This is a genomic window from Gluconacetobacter dulcium, assembly GCF_014174165.1.
In the GTDB taxonomy this organism is placed as follows: domain Bacteria; phylum Pseudomonadota; class Alphaproteobacteria; order Acetobacterales; family Acetobacteraceae; genus Gluconacetobacter; species Gluconacetobacter dulcium.
The window spans coordinates 135,451-157,513 of record NZ_JABEQN010000002.1 but is presented as its reverse complement, the minus strand read 5'-3'; the positions used below and the strand labels follow the sequence as shown (position 1 = coordinate 157,513).

Below are 22,063 nucleotides of genomic sequence, written 5' to 3'. Positions count from 1 at the left end.
TCACGAGCGGGCCAGCGCCAGCCGGTCGAAGAACAGCCGCCGCACCTTCGCCACCTTGGGCGCGATTACCGCAGCGCAATAGCCGCGCTCCGGATGCTTGGCGAAGTAATCGTGATGATAGGGTTCGGCCTCGTAGAACGTCGTCAGCGGCTGGATCTCGGTCACGATCGGATCGGGCCACAACCGCGCCGCCGCGATTTCGTCACGCACCGCACGCGCCACCCGCTCCTGTTCCGGCGTCGCGTAAAAGATGGCCGAACGATATTGCGTCCCCACATCCTCGCCCTGCCGGTTCAGCGTCGTCGGGTCGTGGATGGTAAAGAAAATCCGCAACAGATCGGCATAGGACAGCACATCCGGATCGAACGTTACGCGGACAAGTTCGGCATGGCCGGTCCGGCCGGTGCACACCTGCTCATATGTCGGGCTCGCAACATCGCCACCCGCATAACCCGGCACCACGTCCTCGATACCGGCCAGTTCACGTAACGCCGCTTCGGTACACCAGAAACAGCCACCCGCCAGATAGGCGGTTTGCCAGGATGGGTCATGCCCCTTCGTCGCGTTCGTCATCTCTCTCTCCCGTGCCGGATTCGCACCGTCTCCAAGGAAGATGTGCCCTCCCGGCATGGATTGAAAGAGAAGCACTCATGACGAAGGGAACGTGACAAGGGTCAGGCCAGATACCCCAGCGCCGCCTCCACCCTGGCCCGCTCGCTCTGGAACTGCGCCAGACGCTCGCGATTTTCCTCGACCACCTCAGGCTTGGCGCGGGCAACGAAATCCGCATTCCCCAGCTTGCGCTCGACCTTCACGATCTCGCCATCCAGCCGGCCGCGTTCCTTCTCCAGCCGCTGCCGCTCCTGGTCCAGGTCGATGATGCCCGCCAGCGGAAGCACCAGCGTCGCCTCGTCCACCACAAGCTGCGCGGCCCCGCGCGGCATCTCGCCGGTCAGCGGCTCAACCTCCGACACCCGCGCCATACGGCCGATCGCCTCCGCCCAGCGCGCCGCCCGCGCGATGGTCCGGTCATCGGCATCGCGCAGCAGCACCGGCGCCAGACGCGAAGGCGGCACATTCATTTCCGCCCGCACGGTCCGGATCGCGGAGATGAAGCGCACCACCCAATCCAGTTCCGCCACGGCCTCGGCCGCATCCGCAGGGCGTTCCGGCACCGGCCAGGCCGCCGTCATCAGGCTGCCACGCGCCCCGAAACCAAACTGCACCCACAACTCGTCGGTCACGAACGGCATGATCGGCTGCAACAGCCGCAGGATCAGCCCCAGCACATGCGCCGCGACCGCCCGGATCTCGGCCGCCAGAGCCTCGTCCGCACCATTGAACACCGGCTTGGCGAATTCCAGGAACCAGTCACAGAAACAGTTCCAGACGAACCGATAGCAGACGGCGGCATATTCATCGAACCGATAGGCTTCCAACGCCGCGTCGGCATCGGCCACCGCGCGCGCGGCCTCGTCCAGCAGCCAGCGGCCCAGCGGCGAAGTCACGCTCTCGGGCCGGAAATCCGCAACCGGAGCCACGCCATTCATTTCGCAGAACCGCGCGGCATTCCAGATCTTGGTCACGAACGACCGGTATTCCTCGATCCGCTTCTGTCCCAGTTTGACATCCCGCCCCAACCCGGTCAGCGCACAGACGGTAAAGCGCAGGGCATCGGCACCGTACTGATCGACCATATCCAGCGGATCGATGCCGTTGCCCTTGCTCTTGGACATCTTCTGGCCGCGCTCGTCACGCACCAGCCCATGGATGAAGACGGTGCGGAACGGCACGTCCTTCATGAAATGCAGGCCCATCATCATCATCCGGGCCACCCAGAAGAAGATGATATCGAACCCCGTCACCAGCACGTCGGTCGGGTAGTAACGCGCCAGATCCGCCGTCTTTTCCGGCCAGCCCAACGTGGAAAACGGCCACAGCGCGGACGAGAACCAGGTATCCAGCACGTCCTCGTCGCGCGTCAGCACCTCGTCGCGCCCATAATGCGCCCGCGCCTGATCCAGCGCCTGCGCCTCGTCATGCGCCACGAACACATGCCCGTCCGGCCCGTACCATGCTGGAATGCGATGCCCCCACCAGAGCTGGCGGCTGATGCACCAGGGCTGGATATCGCGCATCCAGGCGAAGAACGTGTTCTCCCACTGCTGCGGCACAAAGCGCACCTGCCCGGTTTCCACCGCCGCAATGGCGGGCCCGGCCAGCGTCGCGGCATCGCAATACCATTGCGTGGTCAGGCGCGGCTCCACCACCGCGCCGCTGCGCTCGGCATGCGGCACCTGGTTGCGATGCGGCTCGATCTTTTCCAGCCAGCCCAGACGCTCCAGTTCGGCGACCACGGCCTTGCGGGCCTCGTCGCGCCCCAGCCCTTCCAGCCCGCGCGTAAAGGCAGGATCGGCCAGCCCCTCCACCGCATGCAGGTCGTCGGCGATTTCCGCCAACGTCACGCGCGCGTCCTCGTCCAGCACGCTGGGCATCGCCAGTTGGTGCCGCCGCCCGACCTCGAAATCGTTGAAATCATGCGCAGGCGTAATCTTGACCGCGCCGCTGCCCTTCTCGGGGTCGGAATAGCTGTCGGCCACGATGGGAATCCGCCGCCCGGTCAGCGGCAGCACCACAAAACGCCCCACCAGACCGGCGTAACGCTCGTCCTCGGGATGCACCGCCACCGCCATGTCGCCCAGCAGCGTCTCCGGCCGCGTGGTCGCAACCGTGATGGTCCGCCCTTCCGAATCATCGGCAACGGGATAGCGGATATACCACAGGCTTCCCTGCACCTCGCGGTTATCCACCTCCAGGTCGGAAATCGCCGAGCGAAACGCCGGGTCCCAGTTCACCAGCCGCCGGTCACGATAGATCAGCCCCTCGCGATACAGGGTGACGAACACCTCCAGCACCGCCTTGGACAATCCCTCATCCATGGTAAAGCGCTCGCGCGGCCAATCCAGCGAGGCGCCGAGGCGCCGAAGCTGGGTCGTGATGCCACCGCCCGATTCACCCTTCCACTGCCACACGCGCTGCTCGAAGGCTTCCCGCCCCAACGCCTGCCGGCTGGTACCTTCCTTCTGAAGCGTGCGCTCCACCACCATCTGGGTGGCGATGCCGGCATGGTCGGTACCCGGCTGCCACAGCGTGTCCCGGCCCTGCATCCGCCGCCAGCGGATCAACGTGTCCTGCAACGTCATGGTCAGCGCATGGCCCACATGCAGTGTGCCGGTCACGTTGGGCGGCGGGATCATGATCGTGTAAGGCTGCGCGCTGCTGCCCGGCACGGCCGAGAACGCGCCTTCGCGCTCCCATTCCGCATAGAGGACGGGTTCGATCTCGCCGGGCGAGAAAGACTTGTTCAGCATCGCAAAACCAGACCTGAGCATGAAGGACAATGGCCCGGACAGGGTTCACCCCGCCGGTCCGCCGCTTATAGCGAACTTAGCCCCGAAAGAAACGCCGCGCGTCGAACCGCCGCCGACACACCCTGCCAGACACGCTTTCAGCGCGTCATCAGGGGGCTCGACCCTTCATACGACGCGCCGAAGGGCGCCAGATAAGTCCCCGTCACCGGATCATGATGCGGGTCCGGCTCGCCGCCGCCTAAACGGAACGTGCCCAGCGGACCGAGCGGAATACCGAACTCATCGTCCCCGGCCGGCTTGCGGACCTGCTCATCGGGAACCGGCGCGGCTTCATAGACCGTCCGTTTGCCCACGACATCCACCCGCTCTCCCCCGCCATCCGGCAGCGATGAGGCGGTGAAGGACGATGCCACCGGCGCGGCCCGCGACGGAATGGCGACATAGAGATTGGGGTCGAAGGGTCGCCGCACCGGTCGCGCGGCGACAGCACCCGAAGCCGCCGACATCACGAGCACCAGCAGGACCATGTTTCGGCGCGCCATCCCGGCCATGTCGTCCCCCGGTCACCATTACCCGGCAGACGCCGGAAGAGCATCACCGCCCCGGCTGGTTCTCCGCCCGATCGCTTATTCCCCATAGCTGGTCCTTGACGGCCTTGTAATAGGCGGTCTCGTCATAGCGCGGCACGTCCAGCTTCAGGTCCTGCGCCGTCAGCCGGCCGATGGCGGCCGCCACCCCATAGGATGCGGTCACGAGGTTGCTCAGGCTCTGCACCAGCGCCACCTGCGCCTGAAGCAACGTCTGCTGCTGCTGCAACACTTCCAGCGTGGTACTGGTGCCGACGATCGCCTGACGTTCGACCCCCTCCAGGGCAAGGATGTTTGAGGAAATGGCGATCCGGTTGCTCTTGATCGCCGCCGTATAGGCCACCAGTTGCTGCCAGTTCGACGAGGCAAGCTGCATGGCCGCCCGGCGTTCGATATCCACCGCGCGATGCGCCTCGGACACCTGCTGACGCGCCTGCCGCACGGCCGCATATTCCGACCCGCCCTGATAGAGCGGAAACTGGATATTCACCGTCGCATATTTGTCGTCCATCAGAGAGCGGCCGCTACTCTGGTTGATGGCCCGCGAATAGCTCGCCTGGGCGGAGATTTTCGGCATGATCGCGGACAAAGCGACGCCGACCGCATCCTTCTGCGACGCCTCGGTAAACAGCGCCCCGATGACGTTCGGATTGTTCTGCACCGCCTGGGCGATCGCCTCGTTCTGCGAACGCGCCGGCAGCACCAGCGGCTGCGGCGGCACCAGATTGGGCGGCGGCGACATGCCGATCACCTGGGCATAGGTCGCCTGGGCGGTCTGCAAGGTGCCCTCGGCCTCCTGCCGGGCGGCGCGGGCACTGGCCAGGGCCGCTTCGGCCTGCGCCACGTCGGTCCGCGTAATTTCACCGACCCGGAACCGCTCCGAGGTCGCCCGAAGCTGCTCCTGCAACACTTTTTCGTTATTGATGTTGAGTTGCAGCAATTGTTCGTTCTCGATCACGCCCACATAGGCGCTGACCACGTCGCTGAAGACCTGCTGCTCGGTCGCGATCAGCCGTGCCCGCTCGGCCATCACCGCATTGACGGCCTTGTGAGTGCTCGCCGTCGTCCGCCCGCCAGAATAGAGCGGCTGCGAGATCGTGACCCCGGCGGTATAACCCGGAACGTCATATTTCCGGTCATACCCGGCATAGCCATCCTGTGCCGAAACGCGATTGACGCCGGAGAAATAGCTCATGCCGGCGTTGCTGGTCACGGTCGGCCGCCAGCCGGCCAACGCCGTGGGCACCTGTTCATCGGTCGCGCGCAGGGTCGCGCGTTCCTTCTGCAAGGTCGGGTTTGTCAGGTAGGCCGCCGCCATGGCCTCCTGCAACGTATGGGGAACGAAACTGGGCGAACCGCTACCGTCATAACGCTGCGCCCACGCGGCCGAACTGCATAACAGGGCAGCCAGACCCGCCCCGATTCCGCATCCGCGCTTCATTCGCCCCTCCCCTGGAAATGCCATCCGGGGTTGGGTATCGCATTTCCAGGTAAAGAATATGTCAAACGGTTTCAGGCGTCAGAACGCGAAGGCAGGCGCCGGCTCCAACTCAGGCAGCAGGGGCAGCGCAACGTCGAATACAGGCCGCGTCGCCAGCCCGCTTGCCGAGGCTTCCCCGATGCTGGCCGTTGCTACCCCACCTTCGGGCCAGATCACACAGACAATCCTGCCATGCGGTGCAAGCTGCCCTGCCAAGGCCGACGGCACCGCACGCACCGCACCGTCGATCAGGATCAGGTCGAACGGCGAATCGCCCGCGGCACCCGCCGCCAGCGCACCATCCCGCCACACCACATCCGGCGCCTCGGCGGCGCAGAAGCGCCTGCCGATCGCGCTGAGGGCCGCATCCGATTCCAGCGCCACGACCTTCAGGCCCAGGCGCGCCAGCAGGGCCGCGATGTATCCGGTCCCGGCCCCCACCACCAGCGCGCGCTGCCCGGCCTGGGGCTCGCCGATCTGAACCATGCGGCCGGCAATCCGCGGTTCGGTCAGCACCCGCCCGTGGCCCAGCTCCAGGCTCTGGTCGGCATAGGCGATGGCCCGCAGCGAATCCGGCACGCAGGCTTCGCGCGGCAGCACACGCATGGCGGCGACGATTCGCGGATCATTGATCTGCACGGGGCGGATCTGCGCATCCACCATCCGCTGCCGCGCGGCATCGTAATCTAGGATGGCATCTCCAGGCGCGGACTGGTTCATGGCGTTCCCTTCGCAACGTAACCCACGGCACGGGCCCCATCATCGGTGGTTCCCTGGGGCATTTCCCTAGCCTGAGCCCGTTTTATGTCCCCAGGCGCCATCTGCCTAGCAGGCCCATTGCACACAACGGCTTGACCAGCGCGCTCAGAGCGTGGATATAGCCAACGCACCATGTCGGGTCCGGTGGCAGAATGGTGATGCAGCGGACTGCAAATCCGCGTATGTGGGTTCGATTCCCGCCCGGACCTCCACCCGACTTTTTTCGCTGGTCACACTCACGGGAAATGGTTCGCCGTCTCCCGCACAATCAATTTCGATATGTGAACAGGCCGGTATATCGCCCCATTTCGTTGTCACCGGAAGCGAGCCACTCGGCCAGCCCCGATGCCCCATCGAAACCGTGAGGCTACGTTCATTCACCTGCCTGTATAGGTGGTCAGATTTCCCGAAAGACCGTCAATACGTATTTTTATTTTTACACAGAACAATATAAACTGTCATGAGGATAATTTTAAGATCAAGACAAAGCGACCAATGATTAATATAAAAAAGGTCGTAACACAGCCGCCTCTTGGCATCCACAAGGGTTTTCACCTCTCCCCGGCATCCTTTGACCTGGGCCAGCCCCGTAATGCCGGGTTTTATCTTATGCCGGCTCAAGTAATTTTTCACGACATCTTCATATAATCCACCGTCGACCTGCATCGCGGCAACATGTGCACGGGGGGCGACGATCGACATCTCCCCCTTCAGCACATTCAACAATTGCGGCAGTTCGTCGAAAGAATAGCGGCGCAGATAGCGGCCGACCCGCGTCACCCGAGGATCGTCCCGCACAGTTCGCTTCGCTCCGGACGGGTCAGCCTGTTCGGTGCGCATGGTCCGGAATTTGAGTACCCGAATAGGCTTCGAATTAAATCCATAGCGGGTCTGCGTGAAGAGGATCGGTCCTCGACTGTCACATTTGACCAGAATACATATCATTACAAAAAGTGGCGAGAATATAAAAAGCAGTAAAAAGGACAGTACCCGATCTTCCAGGAATTTCACAAAAAAATTCCAACCAGACAAAGGCTGCTTTTCCACGAGAAAGACGGAGAACTCAGACTTTCCCAACACTTCCCCGTCTATCTTGTCTTCGCCATGCTCCTGAACAGCCAGATAAATATCCGCTGGTATCACCCGTATTTTCTCAAAAATACTCCTGAACCGTTCCTGGCTCAGCGAAAATATAGAAATGATGATAATATCCGGCAGGTTCTCCCGGCAGAAAATCAGAAGATCGTCCAGATTGCCCAGAAAGGGAACGACGTGAGCGAGATGACCAAGCCGCCCCACACGATCGTCGAAAATCCCCCGAACCTCATAATGTTCCGGAAACTGCAAAAGCCGACGGGCCATCATTTCCCCGTCGGGCGCGCCTCCCACGATCACGACACTCCGTCGCCGTGCCAGTGGATTACTACCGGACGGAAACGGCGATTGATGGACATCGGATGCGGAAATACGTGCGGCGAGATGGGCAGCTTCCGCCCGAAGATCGAACATGTCAGCCAAGGCGCAGAAGATCCTCGCAAACGGCGACACCGAAGCCAAACAGCGCCCGGACATATCGCCCGGTCAGACGTCGAGGTTCCAGGCAGATTCTCCATAACCATTCAAGATTAAGGCGCTGAACAAGGAACGGGGGCGTTGGCAAAAGGCCCAGGGCGACGAGCAACGACTGTCCGATACACAACGCCCAGCAGGGCGGCAGGTCCGCCCGATGCCTGCTGACGAACAGCTCGCTCCGCGGGGCGCCGACGCCCATGAACAGCAGGGTCGTCGCATGATCGCGGATCAACCGTGCCAGAGAACCCGACAGGCCCGGATCGTTCTCAAAGCCGACAGGCGGCACGTAAAAGGCAAACTGGTCCTCCATCCCATGCGCGCATGCCCACTGGCGGGCAACCAGCCCCGTGCGCTCACTGTCAACGACGGCAAATATCCGATGTTTTTTCAGGGCTTCGGGCATCGCGAACAGGTCTTGGGTAATTTCACGCCCAGTCACCCTGCCCGGCAGCCGCAAACCGCGACACCGTGCATAATAATAGAGCGGAAAACCATCGCAGGTCAGGATCTCCGCCTGCTCGCAAGCCTTACGGAATTCACCGTTCTCCCGCATGAGCGCGACATGCTGGATGTTGGGCGTCACGACCAGATGGACACCTTCTTCCGGCGATGGCACGTGCTCCGCAACAAGACGCACGATTTCTGTCTCTGAAAGAAGGGTAAAATGCAGGCCGAACAGTGGCCCAAGCGATTGAGGAACAGAGACAGGCATAAATTTCAAGCCTTCAACCATGCCTGATTAGAATAATTTATCACCGGGCTCGATCTCGATATAGAACATATTGTGCATTTATCATAAATATCCCCATTGAAATATGAATTTACGGCGTAACAACACGCAACGCACTGCTGAAGATATTTTTATCAATAGCAACCAAGAAGAACAGTGCATTGGTAAGTATAAGGTCTTTTATCAAAATTACGACCTTCGATATGATATTGGCTTGGCGCATAACTATCGAGCGATTCAAACGAAACGCGCGCATGAAAATCGATGTTACTGGAATAGGTCGTCTGTCCAAGCGTAGTGGCAAACCCTTGGAAGGTATGCCCTGTCCCCGGATCAGCGCCCATGATGACACTATTATGCCCTTCATGGGCAACAATTATGCGCGCGCCATCATTGAGATTTTCACAGGTCTGGAACTTCGCGGGGCCATAACAGCGCGCGTGTGCCGTGAATGGCAGGACGGCAACAACAGCCATCAGGCCCGTCAGAACAGGCAACACCACATTCCGGAATCCCGCGCGCATCAGCATTTCACCTCCCAGACGCATTTCCCATCCTGATCGCACGTCCGTTTGGGCGGACAATGGCTTCCAGCCGCAGGCAGAATATCTGGAACGATCGAGGCTCCGCTATCAATCGGCACAAGCGGAGGAAGCTCCTGTGGTTCAGGTGGGATCAAGTCATAATTATTTGCACATTGCGGCGTATGTTTGCACCGCCCCTTCGTGCAGTCCCATATCCATTTGCATTCCTGCCGGCCAACTGGCTGGGCATGAGCCCGCATATCAATGCACGGCACGATCACAGCCATGGAAATCGCGAGACCTGGCAGGATCAGCCAGCGCGAGCGATCCATCAGAAGAAAACGCCAACGACATGCCGAAGCGCGCCGGCCCACTGATTCGGCACCGCGCTCATGAGCACCCTCCGCTCCACGATTCCAGGAATCATTCAATTCCACTCTAGCAGCACTCTTGGCCGTAGCCACTTCATCTCTGGCACATTCACCCCCGAAAAGAAACCGGGGGGAGATCATCCGCGCTACACGGCCAAGCCGGTAAAATATTCCGTACCGTGGCCGCAGCACATTAAAGTACCTCCACGGAAGTGCCGGGCTCCGTCAAAGCGCGATCCAGAATAGGGTTGCGACGAGACGAAAGAAAAATGCAAGTCGCGCAGTTGCCCGCCACTTCCCCTATATAGGCACCATCATCCGGATATAACAGAGCCTATCCAGCACAGGCCCGTTCCACGTCCCGTTCCTCGATTTTGTCACTTCATCGCATTTTAACGAACGCCTATGTTCGCTCTCCCGCGTCATGAATGGCCGGGCACCTGTCACGCCTCCCCTTTTTCCTCGGCCGGCCTCGCAACAAGGCATGATTCGTCCATGCGCTTCCTGATTTCCCTATCCGATCAAATTCTCGGTGCCCTGCTGACATTCATCGTCAATCTCTGGATGGCGCGCGAAGGCGGGCCTGATGCCTATGGTGTCTATGCTTTGTGGCTCGCCGTGGCCTGGATCAGCGGAGCCGCCCAGTCGACGCTGGTCACCTCACATCTCGCGGGACTGAATGCATCCGATCAGGAGGAAAGGGAAACCGCTGAACGTTTCTTCCTGACCATCCATATTTTATTTGTTTTCGCCGCCGCTGCGATCACCGCGGGCGCCAGTGCCATCCTGCTCCATCGCAACAGCCCGTTCCACGCGTCAAGCGCCGTTTTTTTTGTTCCATTTTTTCTTATATATCAATATACTAGAGCATTATTCTTTGCTCATCACAGACCGGATTGCGCAACCGCGCTCACAGCGAGCACCTTGTTCCTTTTCATCGGCATGGCATCTGTCTGTTCGTTCTATGGATACGCACCCACGCCTGATATCGGGCTGGCACTCGCAGGCACGTCATATGGTATCGTGGCGCTGATCTGGCTGGTCGGCTTCACAAAGGGCCGACGACCGCTCGTTCAGTGGCAGGCGATCCGCCCGCATCTTCATTATCTACGGAGTTCCGGCTGGATTCTGCTTGGCGCCGGATCGTCGGAATTAACCAATCGATTGTTCAGCTTCGTAACCGCCGGACGCTACGGCGCGAACTCCCTCGCCATGCTGTCGGCCACGCAGGTCGCGATCAGGCCGGCCTGGATGCTCAGCGCGGCCTGGTCATCCGTCAGTCAGCCGCAGCTCGCCAGATTGTGGCGGGATCACAATCATCGACGTTTTCTGGCCGTGCTTGGGGCAGGACTCCTTTTCCCGCTTCTCGGCAGCCTGCTCTGGACCGGAGGCGTGGAACTCGGCTGGCCCGAGATCTCGCGGCTCCTGTATAAAGGACGCTACGAGCGGAATGGTCATCTCATCCTGCTCTGGGGATGCAACGTCGTTCTGGGCGGCCTGTCAGCCGTTGGCGGCACCGCCATGCTCGCCATGAAACGATATCGCTCCCTGGCGATAACCGATGTCCTGGCCGCGCTCACGACCTGCGCGTGCATGGCAGCACTCTCCAGGAATGCCGATTACTCCCTGGTCATCGTCGGAACGCTTGCCGGCCAGGCCGTCCAGTGTCTCAGCATGGCCCTCTATTTGAAGGGCGCCCTGCACGATACCTCTCACGCGGAACAAGCGTCCCCGCCATCATCCACGTCAGAGAACGGCGCTCCCCAATCCGGCCTGATATCCGTCCGGCCGACGACCCAGCGATAGACACACAATATTTGCTCTGCCTTGCGGGGCCAGGCAAAAAATCTGCGCGCGCGACGCATGCCGCGTTCCGCGCGCCCGACAAGCTGGGCAGGGTCGGCGACAATACCTGCCAGAATATCGCGCAGGTCGTGGACAAGGCCGGATCGCTCCTTCATCTGGAGCAGAAAGGCACAGTCCGGCGACGCCAACTCTCCCGGTCCGCCATAATTGACCACGATCGGCACCACCCCCATGGCCATCGCTTCCAGAACGACCGCGCCGCCGAATTCCCGCAACGACGGAAAGGTCAGGATATCCACCCCGACAAGATGCTGCATCGAAACGCGGTGACAACACTCGCCCAGGAATCTGACACCGGTTTCAATCCCCAGATCCGCGGCCAATTGCCTCAGCCGTCCATTTTCCGGTCCATCCCCGATGATGTCCAGCGTCAACCGGCCTGAAGCGATCAGCGCAGCGGCGGCCTCAAGCAACAGGTCGCACCCCTTGTAAGGCACGAGGCGTCCAATGAAGATCGCACGCAGCGGACGCGCCACATAGGCATCGGCCGTCCGAACCGGCGGCGTGGGGAAACGTGCCGGATCGTAACCGTTTTCGGGCAGATAGATCGTCTTCGCACGCCATCTCCGCGGGATTTCAGCCAGGGCGCTGCGTCCACCGACGATGATCGCATTCGCGGCTTCACGAGTCCGCCGATAGCCCGGCAGCAGCTTGAAGACATCCCGGAAACGCGAAAATCCTTCCCGTTCGTTATGGCGAAGTTCCGGATACTGCTTCGGCCAGGCCAGGCCACCATTAAGCGGTCCCAATACAAACGGCACCTTCAAACGCCTGCACCGCGAGGCAAGCGGACTGGGCACCGCGGGACTGACGGGCGTCACCCGATGAACGACATCGAACTGTCCGCTCCGAAGCCGGCGCCGAAATCGGCGCCATGCCAGATGTTCGAATAAAAGGTAGGAGGGAAGCGTCAGGGCCATCAGCAGGGTCCATCCGCGCCCCTTCCCACTGATGAAACGGACCAGCCGAACCATAGGTTCGAAGACGAATTCCGTGTCGATCGCGGTAAAATCGTCTCCTTCTTTCAACCCTACCCGGCGAAGGGCGGCAACATTGCGGGTCCGCGTGACAAGATGCACGTCGGCAAGCCGTGCCACCGCCTGATAATGCGACCAGCCGACCAAGGGCACGCTGATCCATTCAGGGTTGCACGATTCAGCAAGCATCAGGACGCGCGGACGCCACGAGGAGCCTCCGCCCCCAGCCATCGTCTTCAACGCTTCTGTAGGAGCCATGGACATTCAGGAGAGTCTCGCAGGCTGTTTCATATGATTCAAGGCATTCCTCCCGGCAGGGCGCGCAACAAACCCGGCATACCGCCCCATGCTCGCGCCCGTTCCCGAATTGACGGCACAGCACCCATGCCCTCTATTTGGCGGACCTTGAACCCAACGGGTAAAGCATGGATCATTTCCCGTGGAAGCGCGCTGTGGGAAATGTGCAAAACGCATTGTCTCCCGATAGATGCCTTCTCTCCACGCAGATCTCCCAATGGAACGTAACGCATGGCGGCTGTCCCCGACATCTCGATCGTCATCTGCACAGTCGATCGCAGAGAATTGCTGCTCAAGGCAATCCGCTCCTGTATCGCCCAGGCATCGCCGACGGGCCCGACCTTCGAAATCATTATCGTGGACAACAGCGCGAAAGGCACGACACGCGACCTCCGGACTTTTTTTCAGTCGGCTTCAATACCGCTCCACTGGATAGAAGCGCACCCCGCCAATATCGCCGTGGCGCGCAATGCCGGTATCTCGGCATCCTCCGGCGGTGCCGTAGCCTTTCTTGATGATGACGAGGAAGCCGGCCCCGACTGGCTCGCTCATCTCTTTTCGATCATGCAGGAAACCGGCGCCGACGCAGTCGTTGGCGCGGTGCGCCCCAATCCGGCCGTCCAGCCCCCATCGTGGGATCCAGACGCCAGCATATTCGGCCGACAATGGGACAGGAAGGATGGAACACCGGTCTTCCCGGCCGGCCCGAACAAGACGCGCGCCTTCTCGATCGGTACCGGCAACAGCCTGTGGCGACGCAAGACATGCTTCACCGATCAGAGCGTTTTCGACGAGCGATTCGGCCTTTCAGGCGGTGAAGATATCGACCTTTTCCAGCGACTGTATAGACGCGGCCGCCGCTTCGTGTGGTGCGGCAGCGGGTACGTCTACGAATATGTTCCCCAAAATCGCATGACGTTACGCCACCTCGCCGAGCGTTCTTATTGTGGCGGGCAGATATACGCCGTTACGACCATCCGAAATGCCCGGAGCGCGTATCTGGCTGTGCTTCATCTGAGCATACAGGGGCTCTTGCAAAGCATTGCCTGCCTCTTCGCCCTTCCGGGGGCCGCGGCCGAAAGCCTCTGGGCCAGAAAAGGAACCTCCCCACGTCTCGCGATGCTGATCTTCAAACTCGCGGCCGCCGTGGGAAAGATCACATGGTTCAAGAGACACGCCCTTTACTGACAGGACACGCGCATCGCCGCAAATAATGCAGCCATCCCCGAGATGTCGAAGCGAAAGCGCGCGAATCCAGTCAACCCTTCAGTAATCCTGCAAAACTTCTCCTATTGAACAGATTAAATTTCAGTATGACGTTAATAAGATATCGTTCGGTATGCGTAATTTTAACGAGCGGCGGAGGAGATCCCGGCATCGCACTGGCACACAACATCAAGGCGATTCGGTAAGGAACCCAATTGACCAGATCGTGATAAAGTAACCCCGACTGGCCTGAGTCCCGAACATGGAGCGACAGGGACGCAACCTGCCGCATCGCGACCTGACACGACAGATATGCCAGAAAATATTCTGGATATTTAATTTTTTGAAGAATGTCCTGATAATCCGACCGTGCCTTTAGATGAAAAAAATACGCATCAGCACCAAACTGTACTATTTTCTTTAATTCATCCAGCCAGGCGCAAATCAATTCATCTTCCGGAAGGGCCGCAATCAACCAGTTTTCGAGTATAGGAAAATTAGGGTTTACCGTAAAACACGCTGAAAAATATCCGACAAAATTATACGCCCCTTCACAAAATTTTTCTTCAATCCAGGAAAAATTTTCAAAGACGATGCTCGTCGCGTCAATCCATATCCCACCATAGCGCTTGATCAGTTCCAGCCTGATCAGGTCTGCCCGCGTAACAGCCGAAAGACCAGGCTGCGCATTCATATAGTCGTCTATATAATGCGTTACCGTCTTTCTATTCAGAAATCGAACGTCAAAATCCCTGTTGAGGTCACGTATTCGGCTCACTAAAATATCTATATATTCCGGATAGTCGGGGTCGTCCCAATAAATCCAGACAATTCGCGGCAGCGGTCGCCCCCCTCCCGCCTTTTCAGGAAAAGAAATATAATCAATATTCGTTCGCTCAGGTGCGCCACGACGATACCATAGTGGAAAAAGAACAAGGTATATTAAAAAATTCGCAGCTTTTTTTACCTTTTTCATCAGCCTGCGTGACAATTCCGCGGCTTTCTCCCGCCCCCCGAACATCCCCAGCACGCGAAAGGAAACCGGATTGTCACGCATGAAATCAGCAAGCCCTTGTCATCGCATAAGCAGCCCAGTTTCCCCACGGCTGGACCGATATCCGCATCAGGTCAATAAAAGACGCTCGAACCCATATTGTAGTTGAACGTCTTGTTGAACGGCACGCTTTTGTCCAGATACTGATCGATAAAGATGTCGAACGAGGCAATCTCGGTCTTGGGCACATAGACCAGGTCGCCTGGCTGAAGCATCACCCGGTCGCGCGTATCCGCCGTATTGAGGTAATGTCGCAAATCGACCGTCCGCATCATCGGACGCCCGTCGCCCCTGCGTCGGATCACGATTGTCTGCGCCAATTTTGCGGAATCGATGGCACCGCCAGCGGTCACGACGGCCTGCATCGCATCCGTGGCGCCCTTTAGCGGATAAATTCCCTGCGTCTTGACCTCTCCCCCCACATAGATCTGCGCCGCCCCGTAGCTGTGGATAAGGACATCGAATGACGCTTGGCGAAGATAAGCGCGATATCGTCGCTGAAGGTTTTTTTTCAGTTCGACAAGACTCAGGCCCGCAGCATCGACGGCCCCCAGCAGCGGCGCGGTGATCGTACCGTCAGGTGCGATTGAGAGTTCATTTTCATTGAGTTCTGGGTTAAGCGTAAATTGTAAGGCTACCACATCTCCCGGAGAGAGCCGGTATGGGACTGGATCATTGGTCCATGGAGCAAAGTTACGGGCGCTATGAGGTTTCGGATCGAGATGCTGGACACAGCCAGCGAAACACACGGCAAGCAGCACGACAGGCAACCGGCGCAAGAATGTCACAGCCAACATGTCCCTTCAGAACGCAATGTATTTCTCAATAAGCCGTTCCTTCTTCAAGGGCAATCGGCTCGGCAAGCGGAATGGGAGCCTTCAGGAGACTTCCATGATCTCCCTGATCGCGCTTTCATGGTGCAAATCGACTTGAGGGCGCCATCAAGCACTTCAATTCCGAGTGGAGCGCCGACTGTGGGGATCGTGACCGCCGACAACGGCATCGTGTCTGTTGGTGACCTGGCATCAATGACGGTTTTGACGCAACCAGCCAAATATGATTCTGCCGAACTGAGGGCGTCATGAAGGAATCCTTCCAACTACGCCTGACCAACAGATCGATGTCGTATGCGCGGCATTCGGCGAGAGATATCCTGGCGGCGCTGTTTTATTATAAAAAGAGCGTTTTTTTTCCGCGCTTGTGCCTCTCGTATTAAGTCTGCTCGCCATCCTCGGAGCCCATCGGATCTATACAGCGCAGGCTCGCCTGCTGATCCTGTATGGTGGCGAATATGTCTTCCACCCGATCGGGCAGGAGAATGGCGGCGATGTCGCGCTCGATCGCAATCAGATTATCCAGGGTGAACTGGAAATCATTCAAAGCCCCGCCTTGGCCGCACGCGTGATTCAGGATGTCGGTATCCGGCGCCTCTATCCGGAGATGCCCGATACCCCGCTGGGGGAACAGCAGGCTGCGACACGCCTGCTCAGGGATCTCCGCGTCGACGGCGTTCCTCAATCCAATATTATCGAAGTCTCACTGCGCAATCGCGACCGACAGGTCGCTCTTGAAGCGCTGGACGTGATCATCCATGATTATATCATTTATCATGGTGAAATTTTCATGGGCAATCGCGACAACGGGCCGGCGCGACTGGTCGCCCAGATGGCCGCCCGCCTGAAAGATGCCAACGACAAGATCGTTGCCTTCAGTCTGGCGCACAATATCAGCGACCTCAATCAGCAGACCAGCATCATCCTGCGCAGGGCGGCCGATCTGGCCGACGAACAGACCGGCATTGACAGCGAAATCGACAATCTCGATGCCCAGACCAAAGTCCTGAATGGAACCTTGTCGACGCTTCCATCGCGAATCGAACTGTTCACGGAGACAGATATCGGGCAGGCGCGGAAAACATTACTCGATCGCCTGCTACGACTGCGGATTCAGCTTGCCGACGTGAGGCAACGCTATAAGAACACATTCCCGCTTGTGGTCGACATTCGCCATCAGATCAGGGAGATCGAAATACAACTTCGGAAATCGCCCGCCCGCGAGACGAATGTGAAGCGCAATGGAACCAGCACCATATACGAGGAGCTGAAACAGCAACAGGTCCTTCTGGAATCCCGTGCAGCGGGCCTGCGTTCCAAACGCGATGCGGTAACGAATGACCGGAATGCACTTCAGTTGCGTCTGGCCGAGTTGACCCAGCTATCGGGCCAATATCGTGATCTTCAGACAACGCGCGATACGCTCGCCGACAGCTACAAAACACTCGAAAACAATGTCGAAGCCACAACCTTGAGTTCCTCTCTTTCCCAATTGGCCAGCGCAAACATCCGGATTGTTCATCCCCCCAATGCACCGCTTCAGGGGTCGACACTCAGACTGCCGCTTCTGGGAATGGGGCTCATGCTCGGGCTTGTTGCAGCAGTCGGCATGCTTGCTTTCCGGGTCGTGACCCAGAAGATTTTCGTCACCGTCCGCGATGTCGAGCATGGCCTCCACGTACCCGTACTTCTGTCCATTCCTCTCTATGAGAAACAATGAACTGTGAACGGCACAGCGTCTTCCCCCCCTCCTTCCGTTGGCAATGCGTCCACGTTGCCTCCCCATCTGATCCTTGAGACGGAAATAAAGCGGCTGCTTTATATGCTGCCGCGTCAAAAGAGCAACGCGATTGTCCTTCAGTTCATCGCAACACAATCCGGAATCGGGACCACGAGCGTCGCGCGTGATTTCTCGGTCGTATCCGGCGGCGATATGGGTGTTGAAACCCTTCTCATCTCGCTTGACGGCCCGATCGGTTCTTTCGAAGAGTCAATCGTCCGCAAATATTATATTCCTGCCTCGCGCCTGATCGCTCCGGCCAGCAGTGCTTCCGATGCGCAGCCGGACGGCGACTGGCTTCAAGTCCGAAAGGTCAAAGATTCTTCGCTCAGCATTGCGATGCCGTCCACCGACGCGCAAAAACATCCGATCGATTGGATTGAGCAGATCAAAAAATGGAAGCCTCGTTATGAAGTGATTTTCATCGATGCTCCTCCCCTTCGGGCATCCTATCTGGGCGTCGCTCTTTCTTCCTACATCGACGCATCCATTATCGTCATCGGTGCTGAAGAAACAAAAAAAAGCGAGGCAAAGGATCTTATCTATAGAATTGAAGAAGTAAAAGGCAACATACTAGGCGCCGTATTCAACAAACGTCGCTCTCACATTCCCAGCATTCTTTATCATCTTCCCATATGATTTTGCATCCCTTGGAACTCGATAGATTTCTCACTGATTTTGGAGACGGCGCCGTGCTGCTTCCAATCGTAGGTGTTTCTATCATTCTATTTGCCGCTTTCGGATGGATGCGTGGCGCCATCATCTGGGGAGCAATATCAGGAACTGCGCTCGCCGTACTGATGCTAGCCAAACTCGCTGGACTGGAGTGGGCCTATCTTTCCGACAGTCTGGGCAGGCCCCTTAGCGTCAGTGGTCACGTCTCCGCGGGAACGGCGATCTACGGTAGCCTCATCAACATTCTAATCTTCCGGAAAAAACGCCTTTTCCCTTTCTACCTGCCCGTTCCGGTTGTCATCGCTTACATGTTTTCATACACACGCCTCGTCCTTCATTCTCATACGTTGCCTGAAGTCCTGTTGGGGGGGGCACTCGGCATATCGGTGGCCGTGGCGTCAACATGCCTGCTCGTCCCGATGCCCCGTCGCGTAATCCTGCCGACATTTGCCGTCCTGACGATCGTTATCTTTTCTTTCTATGGATATCACTCCGACACAGAAATCATGCTTCAGACCGATTTTTCCAAGTGGGCTCCATCATTCTAGAACCTGCTAAAGCGGTTCCTCTTTGAATGCGTGCATTCAAAGAGGTAACCACGGTCGCAAAAACAATAAACTAGCGCTTTTTCTTCGCCCCGGTATTCGACGGAAATACTCATACTCCCCTGAAGCGTGCAAATACCCCCCAGGCGCGGACCGTGCTTCGATGTCTTCATTGACAAAAAATATGAAACGGAAGATCGATTACGGCCTGTGCGTGCTCGTTATCGAAACAAGTGCACACCATTTCTACCGTGATATCCGCCTACGTCGTCGTGCCCGCGATCAGGACAGCGGTGCTCGGCGGATATATTCAGGACCATCAGAAAAGCGAGAAACCTGACTGGAGCATTTTCATCGAAAATCGGTTCGATGGAAATGCTCTGGTTTATTGTTTTGCAAGCATCTTCACCTATCTGAATGCACGCATTCAAACAGGATCTGCTCTAGCGTCCATATCTGTGCCGGGCTGGTGCTCTGATCTGAAACTCTTCTTCTTCTGCCCAAGGCGCGCACGCTCATCATCCGAAAGCACCCCATCCTCGTCGGATTTCCGGTATAACTCCCATTTTTCCAGATCAAACGCGATAAAATAGAAACAAACCATAATCATGCCACTACCGGTAAACAGGTTTGATTCCGTAAAATTATGAATGATCAATGCAAGCATAAATGAAAAATGGAATATCGCCGTTTCCGGACTAAAGAAAGCCGAGGCCCTCTTGTCTCTATGTCTATTATATTTGATCGCTTTGAAGCTCAGATAAAGATACCGCCCCACGACGAATATTCCCAGAACAAAGCCTACGCATCCACCTGTTGCCAAAAGATCCAGATAACCATTATGGGCTTCGTTAATATTTGCCTCACTTCCGAACCACATCGATGTCTTCAAGCTCGGTTGCAAAGAAGGCTTGATTGACCAGAAAGACGAATATCCAGCCCCCAAAATGGGTCGCTGAGAGATCTCATCCAACATGAATGACCAGATGTCAGTGCGGCTCGTGAATGTAATTCCCTGAAGAACCGACCATATGTCCTGCCCGCTCATGGCACACCAGGTCATGTAGGCAAGAATACTCATCCCGATGATGCCCACTGCAAATGCGGCCACAAAAATCTGCATCACCTCAGAGGCTGTTCTCAGACGATATCCCGCAGCCAGCAGCATCGGCATCAAGAGAACGATTACAAGACTTGTCTTCGACTTCGTCGCCAGCAATAGGCCGAACATCAGCACGCATTCCGCGACGTAAACCCACCGCCTCCCTGTCGAAAGCCATGACAGCAGAAAGGAGCCCGTCGCAAGAAGTCCATACATCATGAGCAGACCAGCCGAATTCTTCTGCTCCTGAAACCCCGCCAGCCCTTCACTGGTCATCGCATAGCCTGGCCGGGCGATCCAGATCAGCAGATCCGCCACCGCGCCGCCAAAGCATATGAAAGCGATACATTTATGGAGGGTCTGGGCTTTTTTTATGGTCGTAACGAGGCTGGCCGCCACGAGGATCTGGACCCAGGCAAATAGAATGCGGCGTGCCGAAGTTGACGGATCCAATGCCCACGTAGCGCTTAGCAAAAAATAGACATGCAGCCCGACGAGCGGCCACGCCGCCAACAAGAGGCGTCGTAATTTCTGACCGGAGGAAATTGCAAATGGAAGGCATGCCGCAAAAAAAGCCAGCCAGATGAAGCGATTGACAGGACTTACATATTCCTGGTTCATCTCCGAAGCGAGGGGCGCATTTCTGTCGAAACTCGGAATGCCGATGATGACATATCCAAACACGAGCAGCAGAATGAGCACCGCGAATTGCTGGGGTCGTCGGGTAGGAGCATACTCTTTAAGAACGGAAGCTGGTTCTGCCATCATAAGTTCTTTATGCCCAAGGGGTCTGTCAAATTCAAAAACAATCGTTCCTCGCGCAAGCCTGTGAAGGAATTGGCAAGCAGATGATAGAGGCAGGACAGTCGGGAGCCCCTGATCATACCCCACATGTCAGCATCGTGATCCCATGCTTTGATCGCCTGGCCCTGCTGGAACGCACCATCACAGCCTGCCTGTGTCAGGTGGTCGATGCTGGCGTTTCATGGGAGATCATCATAGCTGACAATCACCCTGCCCGCCTGGCACGTTCCCTGGTCGCGACATTCCACAGCGATATCCCGTTACGGCACGTCGAAGCGGGCGAGCGCAATATCGCCGCCGCACGCAATATGGGCATACAGGCAGCAAACGGCGCCTTCATCGCATTCGTCGATGATGACGAGGCGCCCGAGCCGAACTGGCTCATGGCCCATTACCGATGCCTCCTGCGCACCGGAGCCGATGCCAGTTTCGGAGCTGTCTACCCGATTTTCGAAAGAGGCACTCCACCGTCATGGGATCCGCAGGGCCGTTATTATACGACCGATTTCGGTCTGCCGCCCGATACCCGGATCGATCCTTTGAAATGGTTTCCTCCCCGCCCCAGGGGCGTCAGCACGGCAAATGTCATGCTCAAACGCTCTTCTTGTCTGGCGCAGAGCAAACCGTTCGACGAAGAATTTGGAAGGACCGGCGGCGAAGATACAATGCTGTTGCTCCGTCTCGCCAGAGACGGAAGACATTTCGTCTGGTGTCCGGATGCCCCGGTCATCGAATTCAACGAGAGCGGCCGACAGAATTTCCGCTATATGTGCCGCCGCGTCCAACGCAGTTCCAGGCATTCAGCGGAAGTCCGCGTCGCGATCAGCCAGCATAAAATCATAACGCGGATGAATATTTATTTCATCGCACTCGCACAGATGTCGGCTTTCGGCATTTTATGGATGCTGCGCCGAAAACCATCGGACATGCTGCAAATCTGCAAGGCGACCGGAAAGCTCGGTTTCGCGCGGCTTGAATTCATACCCGAATGAATGACCAGCCAACCTCTTACGTTCAGAATAGAACGCGGCAGTTCTCCCAATGGAGCAAACCCTTGGAGCCTGTCAGGCCATAAGCACGGCATACACCGCGCTTATGCGCGACACATCAGAGCAATCCCGCCAGCCGGCGACGATGCCATCAGAGCCGTCTTTTAAAACTCTCAGTTGCAGACCCAAAGAAACATCAGGTTCTCAACATTTCATGCAAGAGCATGAAAGTCTTTAACCTGAGTGCTTCAACTATGCCAACGACCAAATCGTCGTTGGCGTCCCGTACGGGATTCGAACCCGTGTTACCGCCGTGAAAGGGCAAAACTTAGCCTTGGACAACTGCGGGCTCCGTGGTTATCGCGTTGAACTCACACACTTATTATGTCATCCCCCGTCACCCATTGTCACCCTAAAACACCTCCGTTGTGGCTCAAAAATGGCTCATGATTTTGGCCGAGGATTTTGGCTCAAGCGGGATTTTTGAGTTTAAGCGCAAATCGGCGCTAATAGGACTGTTGCATGTGGCTGTTCGGAGCCA

18 protein-coding genes and 1 tRNA gene are annotated in these 22,063 nt (G+C 57.7%); 7 read left to right on the top strand and 12 right to left on the bottom strand.

Going from position 1 to position 22,063, the window contains the following annotated elements; translation table 11 throughout:
• From msrA to HLH25_RS02340, 5 genes are all read right to left on the bottom strand, one after another.
• Window positions 1-573, bottom strand: a complete 573-nt coding sequence (gene msrA, locus HLH25_RS02360; protein WP_182972541.1) for a peptide-methionine (S)-S-oxide reductase MsrA — start codon at window positions 571-573, stop codon at window positions 1-3.
• Window positions 574-674: 101 nt separating this feature from the next.
• The gene (locus HLH25_RS02355; RefSeq protein ID WP_182972540.1) at window positions 675-3,371 is read right to left on the bottom strand and encodes a valine--tRNA ligase; all 2,697 of its coding nucleotides are present in this window, start codon (window positions 3,369-3,371) and stop codon (window positions 675-677) included.
• Window positions 3,372-3,508: 137 nt separating this feature from the next.
• Entirely contained in the window at window positions 3,509-3,913 is a 405-nt protein-coding gene (locus HLH25_RS02350) for a hypothetical protein (RefSeq protein ID WP_182972539.1), read from the bottom strand.
• Between the two features lie 52 nt (window positions 3,914-3,965).
• Window positions 3,966-5,399, bottom strand: a complete 1,434-nt coding sequence (locus HLH25_RS02345; protein ID WP_182972538.1) for a TolC family outer membrane protein — start codon at window positions 5,397-5,399, stop codon at window positions 3,966-3,968.
• A 78-nt stretch (window positions 5,400-5,477) separates the two neighbouring features.
• Window positions 5,478-6,158 carry a protein-L-isoaspartate O-methyltransferase family protein gene (locus HLH25_RS02340; protein ID WP_182972537.1) on the bottom strand — a complete coding sequence of 227 codons (681 nt, stop codon included), beginning with the start codon at window positions 6,156-6,158 and terminating at the stop codon, window positions 5,478-5,480.
• 177 nt (window positions 6,159-6,335) lie between these two features.
• Here HLH25_RS02340 and HLH25_RS02335 point away from each other — a divergent pair.
• A tRNA-Cys gene (locus tag HLH25_RS02335) sits at window positions 6,336-6,409 on the top strand.
• A gap of 205 nt (window positions 6,410-6,614) precedes the next feature.
• Here the strand turns inward: HLH25_RS02335 and HLH25_RS02330 are convergent.
• The 3 genes from HLH25_RS02330 to HLH25_RS02320 form a co-directional block, all read right to left on the bottom strand.
• Window positions 6,615-7,706, bottom strand: coding sequence for an exopolysaccharide biosynthesis polyprenyl glycosylphosphotransferase (locus tag HLH25_RS02330; protein ID WP_246401057.1), 1,092 nt, complete (start codon window positions 7,704-7,706; stop codon window positions 6,615-6,617).
• A gap of 1 nt (window position 7,707) precedes the next feature.
• Window positions 7,708-8,502, bottom strand: coding sequence for a WecB/TagA/CpsF family glycosyltransferase (locus tag HLH25_RS02325; RefSeq protein ID WP_220791649.1), 795 nt, complete (start codon window positions 8,500-8,502; stop codon window positions 7,708-7,710).
• A gap of 131 nt (window positions 8,503-8,633) precedes the next feature.
• Window positions 8,634-9,029, bottom strand: a complete 396-nt coding sequence (locus HLH25_RS02320; RefSeq protein ID WP_220791648.1) for a hypothetical protein — start codon at window positions 9,027-9,029, stop codon at window positions 8,634-8,636.
• 860 nt (window positions 9,030-9,889) lie between these two features.
• Between HLH25_RS02320 and HLH25_RS02315 the strand changes: the two genes are divergently transcribed.
• Window positions 9,890-11,200 carry a lipopolysaccharide biosynthesis protein gene (locus HLH25_RS02315; protein WP_182972533.1) on the top strand — a complete coding sequence of 437 codons (1,311 nt, stop codon included), beginning with the start codon at window positions 9,890-9,892 and terminating at the stop codon, window positions 11,198-11,200.
• Here HLH25_RS02315 and HLH25_RS02310 read toward each other — a convergent pair.
• Window positions 11,107-12,426 (bottom strand): glycosyltransferase family 4 protein, encoded by a 1,320-nt coding sequence (locus HLH25_RS02310; protein WP_220791647.1) that lies wholly within the window; start codon window positions 12,424-12,426, stop codon window positions 11,107-11,109. The genes HLH25_RS02315 and HLH25_RS02310 overlap by 94 nt on opposite strands.
• Window positions 12,427-12,765: 339 nt before the next feature.
• Between HLH25_RS02310 and HLH25_RS02305 the strand changes: the two genes are divergently transcribed.
• Complete coding sequence (locus tag HLH25_RS02305; protein ID WP_182972532.1) at window positions 12,766-13,722, top strand: glycosyltransferase family 2 protein; 957 nt, start codon at window positions 12,766-12,768, stop codon at window positions 13,720-13,722.
• 70 nt (window positions 13,723-13,792) lie between these two features.
• Here the strand turns inward: HLH25_RS02305 and HLH25_RS02300 are convergent, their stop codons facing one another.
• Both HLH25_RS02300 and HLH25_RS02295 read right to left on the bottom strand, forming a co-directional pair.
• The gene (locus HLH25_RS02300) at window positions 13,793-14,797 is read right to left on the bottom strand and encodes a capsular polysaccharide synthesis protein (RefSeq protein ID WP_182972531.1); all 1,005 of its coding nucleotides are present in this window, start codon (window positions 14,795-14,797) and stop codon (window positions 13,793-13,795) included.
• A 71-nt stretch (window positions 14,798-14,868) separates the two neighbouring features.
• Window positions 14,869-15,591: a polysaccharide biosynthesis/export family protein gene (locus HLH25_RS02295; RefSeq protein ID WP_182977184.1), complete on the bottom strand. Its 723-nt coding sequence runs from the start codon at window positions 15,589-15,591 to the stop codon at window positions 14,869-14,871.
• Window positions 15,592-15,994: 403 nt separating this feature from the next.
• Between HLH25_RS02295 and HLH25_RS02290 the strand changes: the two genes are divergently transcribed.
• The 3 genes from HLH25_RS02290 to HLH25_RS02280 are packed head-to-tail and all read left to right on the top strand — an operon-like array spanning window position 15,995 to window position 18,630.
• Entirely contained in the window at window positions 15,995-17,347 is a 1,353-nt protein-coding gene (locus HLH25_RS02290; protein ID WP_182972529.1) for a GumC domain-containing protein, read from the top strand.
• 3 nt (window positions 17,348-17,350) lie between these two features.
• Window positions 17,351-18,046, top strand: a complete 696-nt coding sequence (locus tag HLH25_RS02285) for a P-loop NTPase family protein (RefSeq protein ID WP_182972528.1) — start codon at window positions 17,351-17,353, stop codon at window positions 18,044-18,046.
• An 11-nt stretch (window positions 18,047-18,057) separates the two neighbouring features.
• Window positions 18,058-18,630 carry a phosphatase PAP2 family protein gene (locus HLH25_RS02280; RefSeq protein ID WP_182972527.1) on the top strand — a complete coding sequence of 191 codons (573 nt, stop codon included), beginning with the start codon at window positions 18,058-18,060 and terminating at the stop codon, window positions 18,628-18,630.
• A 424-nt stretch (window positions 18,631-19,054) separates the two neighbouring features.
• Here the strand turns inward: HLH25_RS02280 and HLH25_RS02275 are convergent, their stop codons facing one another.
• Window positions 19,055-20,431, bottom strand: coding sequence for an O-antigen ligase family protein (locus HLH25_RS02275; RefSeq protein WP_182972526.1), 1,377 nt, complete (start codon window positions 20,429-20,431; stop codon window positions 19,055-19,057).
• A 146-nt stretch (window positions 20,432-20,577) separates the two neighbouring features.
• Here HLH25_RS02275 and HLH25_RS02270 point away from each other — a divergent pair, with 146 nt between their 5' ends.
• Window positions 20,578-21,525 carry a glycosyltransferase gene (locus tag HLH25_RS02270; protein WP_182972525.1) on the top strand — a complete coding sequence of 316 codons (948 nt, stop codon included), beginning with the start codon at window positions 20,578-20,580 and terminating at the stop codon, window positions 21,523-21,525.
• The last annotated feature ends 538 nt before the right edge of the window (window positions 21,526-22,063 follow it).

Coding starts and splice junctions, on each gene's coding strand:
- msrA (WP_182972541.1), bottom strand. CDS start 573: ATGACGAACGCGACGAAGGGGCATGACCCATCCTGGCAAACCGCCTAT.
- HLH25_RS02355 (WP_182972540.1), bottom strand. CDS start 3,371: ATGCTGAACAAGTCTTTCTCGCCCGGCGAGATCGAACCCGTCCTCTAT.
- HLH25_RS02350 (WP_182972539.1), bottom strand. CDS start 3,913: ATGGCGCGCCGAAACATGGTCCTGCTGGTGCTCGTGATGTCGGCGGCT.
- HLH25_RS02345 (WP_182972538.1), bottom strand. CDS start 5,399: ATGAAGCGCGGATGCGGAATCGGGGCGGGTCTGGCTGCCCTGTTATGC.
- HLH25_RS02340 (WP_182972537.1), bottom strand. CDS start 6,158: ATGAACCAGTCCGCGCCTGGAGATGCCATCCTAGATTACGATGCCGCG.
- HLH25_RS02330 (WP_246401057.1), bottom strand. CDS start 7,706: ATGTTCGATCTTCGGGCGGAAGCTGCCCATCTCGCCGCACGTATTTCC.
- HLH25_RS02325 (WP_220791649.1), bottom strand. CDS start 8,502: ATGGTTGAAGGCTTGAAATTTATGCCTGTCTCTGTTCCTCAATCGCTT.
- HLH25_RS02320 (WP_220791648.1), bottom strand. CDS start 9,029: ATGCTGATGCGCGCGGGATTCCGGAATGTGGTGTTGCCTGTTCTGACG.
- HLH25_RS02315 (WP_182972533.1), top strand. CDS start 9,890: ATGCGCTTCCTGATTTCCCTATCCGATCAAATTCTCGGTGCCCTGCTG.
- HLH25_RS02310 (WP_220791647.1), bottom strand. CDS start 12,426: ATGCTTGCTGAATCGTGCAACCCTGAATGGATCAGCGTGCCCTTGGTC.
- HLH25_RS02305 (WP_182972532.1), top strand. CDS start 12,766: ATGGCGGCTGTCCCCGACATCTCGATCGTCATCTGCACAGTCGATCGC.
- HLH25_RS02300 (WP_182972531.1), bottom strand. CDS start 14,797: ATGCGTGACAATCCGGTTTCCTTTCGCGTGCTGGGGATGTTCGGGGGG.
- HLH25_RS02295 (WP_182977184.1), bottom strand. CDS start 15,591: ATGTTGGCTGTGACATTCTTGCGCCGGTTGCCTGTCGTGCTGCTTGCC.
- HLH25_RS02270 (WP_182972525.1), top strand. CDS start 20,578: ATGATAGAGGCAGGACAGTCGGGAGCCCCTGATCATACCCCACATGTC.